The sequence below is a fragment of the Puniceibacterium antarcticum genome (assembly GCF_002760615.1).
Lineage (GTDB): Bacteria > Pseudomonadota > Alphaproteobacteria > Rhodobacterales > Rhodobacteraceae > Puniceibacterium > Puniceibacterium antarcticum.
The window spans coordinates 1-4,269 of record NZ_AWWI01000039.1 but is presented as its reverse complement, the minus strand read 5'-3'; the positions used below and the strand labels follow the sequence as shown (position 1 = coordinate 4,269).

Annotated in this window: 3 protein-coding genes and 2 pseudogenes; 1 reads left to right on the top strand and 4 read right to left on the bottom strand. The window is 62.7% G+C overall.

All coding sequences use genetic code 11. The features are described 5' to 3' along the window. The 4 genes and pseudogenes from P775_RS04150 to P775_RS04130 form a co-directional block, all read right to left on the bottom strand. Positions 1 to 324 (bottom strand): annotated as a pseudogene (locus tag P775_RS04150) (type II toxin-antitoxin system RelB/DinJ family antitoxin); the annotation flags it as partial. Positions 325 to 688: 364 nt separating this feature from the next. Beyond that, positions 689 to 1,198: a hypothetical protein gene (locus tag P775_RS28785; protein WP_245875560.1), complete on the bottom strand. Its 510-nt coding sequence runs from the start codon at positions 1,196 to 1,198 to the stop codon at positions 689 to 691. Positions 1,199 to 1,417: 219 nt separating this feature from the next. Beyond that, a complete protein-coding gene (locus tag P775_RS04135) occupies positions 1,418 to 2,431 on the bottom strand; it encodes a ParB/RepB/Spo0J family partition protein (protein ID WP_099909776.1) in 1,014 nt (337 codons plus the stop codon). Positions 2,432 to 2,434: 3 nt separating this feature from the next. Then, positions 2,435 to 3,175 (bottom strand): ParA family protein, encoded by a 741-nt coding sequence (locus P775_RS04130; protein WP_099909775.1) that lies wholly within the window; start codon positions 3,173 to 3,175, stop codon positions 2,435 to 2,437. Positions 3,176 to 3,681: 506 nt separating this feature from the next. On the opposite strand from P775_RS04130, the pseudogene P775_RS04125 reads away from it, so the two are divergent. Continuing rightward, a pseudogene (locus tag P775_RS04125) lies at positions 3,682 to 4,208 on the top strand (IS66 family transposase); the annotation flags it as partial. Between the last annotated feature and the right edge of the window lie 61 nt (positions 4,209 to 4,269).

The following is a 4,269-nucleotide window of genomic DNA, read 5'->3' as shown; positions in this document are numbered from 1 at the left end:
GCGGCCCACCGCCTGCGGCGCCTGCCGCAGCCGCGCGGCCAGAAGCGTGGCGGCCCAGGTCGACACCGCGACGCCCTGCCCCTTGGCCTCCGTCTCGAGTTTGGCGCGCAGATCCTCGGCCAGACGGACCGTCACCTTGCCTTCACGCCGTGCCTTTGAGGCAAGCCGCGGGGGCGCTGACGGGGTGTCTGCATCCTCTGTCACATTTTCGATCAGCAACCGCAGAAGCCCCGAGACGGTCAGCCCCGCTTCCTCTGCCACGGCTTCGAGATTGGTGCGAAGATCGGGCGGAACGCGGGTTTGAATGAGAGAGGACTTCTGCATCGGTGTCATTGAATATGTATTACATTGCTGGCGCTTAGCCTATCCTGCATTCGTCTCCTCCCCAACCCAAAATGTGGTCCGGGACCACATTCGCCGCCCGGCGGCCTGCGCGCGAGCAGCGCACGTCCAGAGGCGGGGGTGCCCTCTGGCATCTCCGCCTCTGGACTCCAAAGCTAGCCCGCAACCCGCCTCTGCCCGAGTTTCCTCGTGAGATGTGAGAGCCGCATAAACGGCGGTCAGAGTATCCCGTAGAGGGCCGTGAAGGGGGCATCATAGGCAACTTTTGCATTTCCGAACCTCCGCCCCCGCCGAACAGGTCGACGGACTGTCGGCTCATACGCGAGCAGCGCGCCATGCCTGCCTGTCACTTGCGCCGCGACACAATCCCATCGGGCGTGAAGGCGTCGAACTGATGCTCGGTGTGACGCGACATGCGCTCGCCATCGGCAGAGACATGGATTTCCACCTCTGGCGTGAACCGGAAGATCGCGCCAGTGCCCTCAAGATGGGTTTTTTCGGCATCCCGTTCCACGACCACGCTGCCATCCGGATCTACGCGGATCACGCTGTCATCGAGCATGATCCTGATCTGCTCATCCTCCAGAATGACGCCAGACCAGCCGAGGGGCCGGTCGCGGCGGATCACGATCTTGTCGGGGTGCATCTTGATCTGCACATCCTCGCTGTCACCAGCGGCCCGCAGAACGACAACGGCCTCCTGATCTTCCGGCTTTGCCCGAAGCCGGGCGAATGCCTGCGCCGGGCGCCAGAAAAACGGTGTGTCCCGCTTCGTCTGGTTCCGGTTCTTGTGGAATGCAATCAGCAGCTCGGCAGACTGCCAAACCGCTCGAAGGGAGGGCGGAACAAGAGACATATCAGCGGTCCTTTTGGCTGGATGACCTGTGGTGGGGTTTGAAGATGCAGCCCAGGTCCCTGAGAAACGGGCGGGGATTGCGCAGCCTCCCCCGCCACTCAGGCTGTCGCTCTGGCCGGACACCGTGGTAGACCGCCAGAAGGGCGCCCGCCGTTTCGACACCATCGACACTGATGATCCGCAATGGCACGACCCTCGGCGGGTGGGGTATCCTGTCTGCTAACGCGGCCGCGCTTCAACCAGCGCAAGCTCGCACAGGGCGACTTCCTCGATGCGTTTTCCATCGTCGAAGCTGACGAACAGTGACTTTGGGTTGGACGCAGGGCGATCTAAGAGCACCTGACCGGTGGCATGCCCGTGCCGCACAAAAAGCGTCAGGGCACCCGCCCTGCTGTCAGGGGACGTTTCCGGAAGAATATTCGCGCGTCCTGCTTCTTCTTCTGCGCCACTGGATGGGCTGTGCAACTCTGCGACCTTGGGCGATGGCGCGAGGTTCAAAGCGTCCGGATCCCTCGGCGCCTCATCCTGCTTGCGCAGCCCGGCCTCGATCTCGGTGCGCAGCGCATCGACCGTGAAACGGGAAATATCAGCCACATCAGTCCGCCCAAGAAAGGCGTGCACGGCCTGCGGATCCTTCTTCCACAAGGTGTTCAGATCTGCGATCGCGCGGATCGGCGCATTTTGTGCCGCAGCATCCCGCAACTCCTCCGGCATGCTCATCACTGCACCGAAGCGGGAAACTTCACCCTCGCTCCAGCCAAGCGCCTGCGCCACGTCGCGGCGGGACTGCCCTGCAGCACGCATTGCCGCAACTGCCTCAGCGATCTCCAGTGTCGTGAGGTCGGCGCGCTGCACATTCTCCGTGAGCTGGGCCATCCGCAAGGTATTGCTCAGCTCCTTCACAACGGCGGGGATCCGATCAAGCCCCGCGAGCTTTGCTGCCCGAAACCGTCTCTCGCCCATGATGAGCCGGTGTGTGCCATCCTCACCTGCGGGCTGGACGGTGATGGCCTGCAACACCCCCTGCGCCCTGATGCTGTTGGCGAGGGAGTGCAGCTTCTCGGGATCGAACTGCCGCCGCGGCTGGTCCGGATCGGGCTGGATGTCCGCGAGGGGAATTTCACTTGGCCCATCCTGTGCGGGCTTTTTCCGGCGTGTCAGGGCAGAGAGGTCGCCGCTCTTCCTGAGGCGGTCGAGGGTTTGCGTTGTGCTTGAAAATGTCTTGTCTGCCATTGCTTATGCCTCCTCTTGCAGGGCGGTTCTCAACCACGCGAAGAATGCGCCAAATTCAGCCGCCGCCTCCTTGCCGCTCCGGGTTGTGACCTCGAACACGGGCAGGCCTTCGGCTTCGGCCATCTCGTAGCCAACGCGGTTTCTGATCGCGTGCGGAATGATGAGGGCCGAATAAGACTCGGCGACCAGCTGCAAGGTGTCCCGCTCACTCTGCTTCACCGCGTCGAACCGCGACGGCAACAAGCCGAGAAAGGTAATGCCTTCATTGAGTTCCTGCACCTGCACAAAGGCTTTCAGCACGCCCTCCACCCCGTCGAGCGAGAACTTCTTGAGCTCGATCGGCGCCAACATGTAATCGGCAGAGAGCATGGCGCCATAGACCACCGCAGAGAAGGTCGGCGGCGTGTCGATCACGCAGAACTCCGGCCCGTCAATCGAGCGCAACCCCTGCGCTGTGCCCCGCAGAACGGCGTCAGCCGAACTCACCGGCACCTCGGCGTCGCCTTCGATCAGGACCAGCTCACCGGGTTCGGTGGTGAACGGCGGCACCGCGCCAGTCTCGACCATGCCCAGGGCATTGCCGACAACCCGCACGCCCGGAAGCGCGGAGGTGAGGTTGACTTGCCCATCAAGATCAACCGCAACAACCGAATGCCCGGCGTGGCGCAGGTGAAACGCGATCTGGGTGGCGATGGTCGTCTTGCCGACGCCGCCCTTGTTGTTTGCAACGACAATTGTGTGCACGGGCAAATCCTTCCTCGTCTTTGGTCTGGGCACCGTCCCAGTGGTGTCTCCTGTACAGAGGCGTCGCGCCTCAGAGTGGGCCGCATATCCGAGGGTACATGCCCGGAAACCAGCTGTGGTGGCTGGCTCGGGATTCCCCGCACGAAGCCGCGCCGATTGTCCCTGCCAAATATTTGCCCGGCACCTGACAGCATGGCGGCTGACGCGGACTAGGCGCTGGCCAGCGTCGTGACACATGTCTCGGCGCGGTGATTTCACGACCCCTCGCATGACCGGGCACATGCCTGCCCAGCTCCTGACAGACAATATGCACCCTGAGGAAGATCCGCAGACTGCGGATCTTCCGGCAAGTTCTTGCTGCTCAGGCAGCGGCAACGTCGGCGCCGCGGGCTTCGACGGCGTCCAGCACAAAATCTGCGGCCTTCTGTGTTGCGCTGGTGGCCCCCCTGATGCGCTACGCGCGGCAAATTCTGATGATTTTTATATGTACCCGCGCCGTGCTAAAGGTATGGGCGCTTGCCCGCGATGATCGGTCATGGGGCGGCGATGATCCCCCCGGGGAGAATGCCGAGAAATTCCTGGTCGGGTTCAACGGAACCCTGCAACTCGATGGCTATCAGGGCTACAATCGGCTGACGGGCCCGAACCGCAAGAACGGCGATCCGATCATTGTCGCGCATTGCTGGGCTCACGCCCGCCGCAAACTCAAGGAAGTCTTCGACCGCGATGGCTCGGAAATCGCAGCCGAGGGCTTGCGCCGGATCGCCGAAATCTATGCCGTCGAGAAAGATATCCGCGGCACGTCCCCGGGCCAGCGCCTCTCGGCCCGCCGAGCCCGATCCGCCCCTCTGGTCGAAGCCTTCGGCACTTGGCTGCAAGCGCAACGTCTGCGCATCTCGGCCAAATCGCGCCTCGGAGAGAAGCTCGCCTACATCCACCGCACTGGGACGGCCTTCAAACCTTCCTGACGGACGGCCGTGTCGAGATCGACTCCAACAAGGTCAAGAACCTGGTCAGACCGATTGCTCTAAACAGTTGGCCCTGAACAAGTCAGAAACCACTGATTTTCCTTATCGATCCCACCAAAACTGTAG

Excerpts from the sequence above, each read along its gene's own strand:
- P775_RS28785 (WP_245875560.1), bottom strand. The coding sequence starts at position 1,198 with ATGTCTCTTGTTCCGCCCTCCCTTCGAGCGGTTTGGCAGTCTGCCGAG.
- P775_RS04135 (WP_099909776.1), bottom strand. The coding sequence starts at position 2,431 with ATGGCAGACAAGACATTTTCAAGCACAACGCAAACCCTCGACCGCCTC.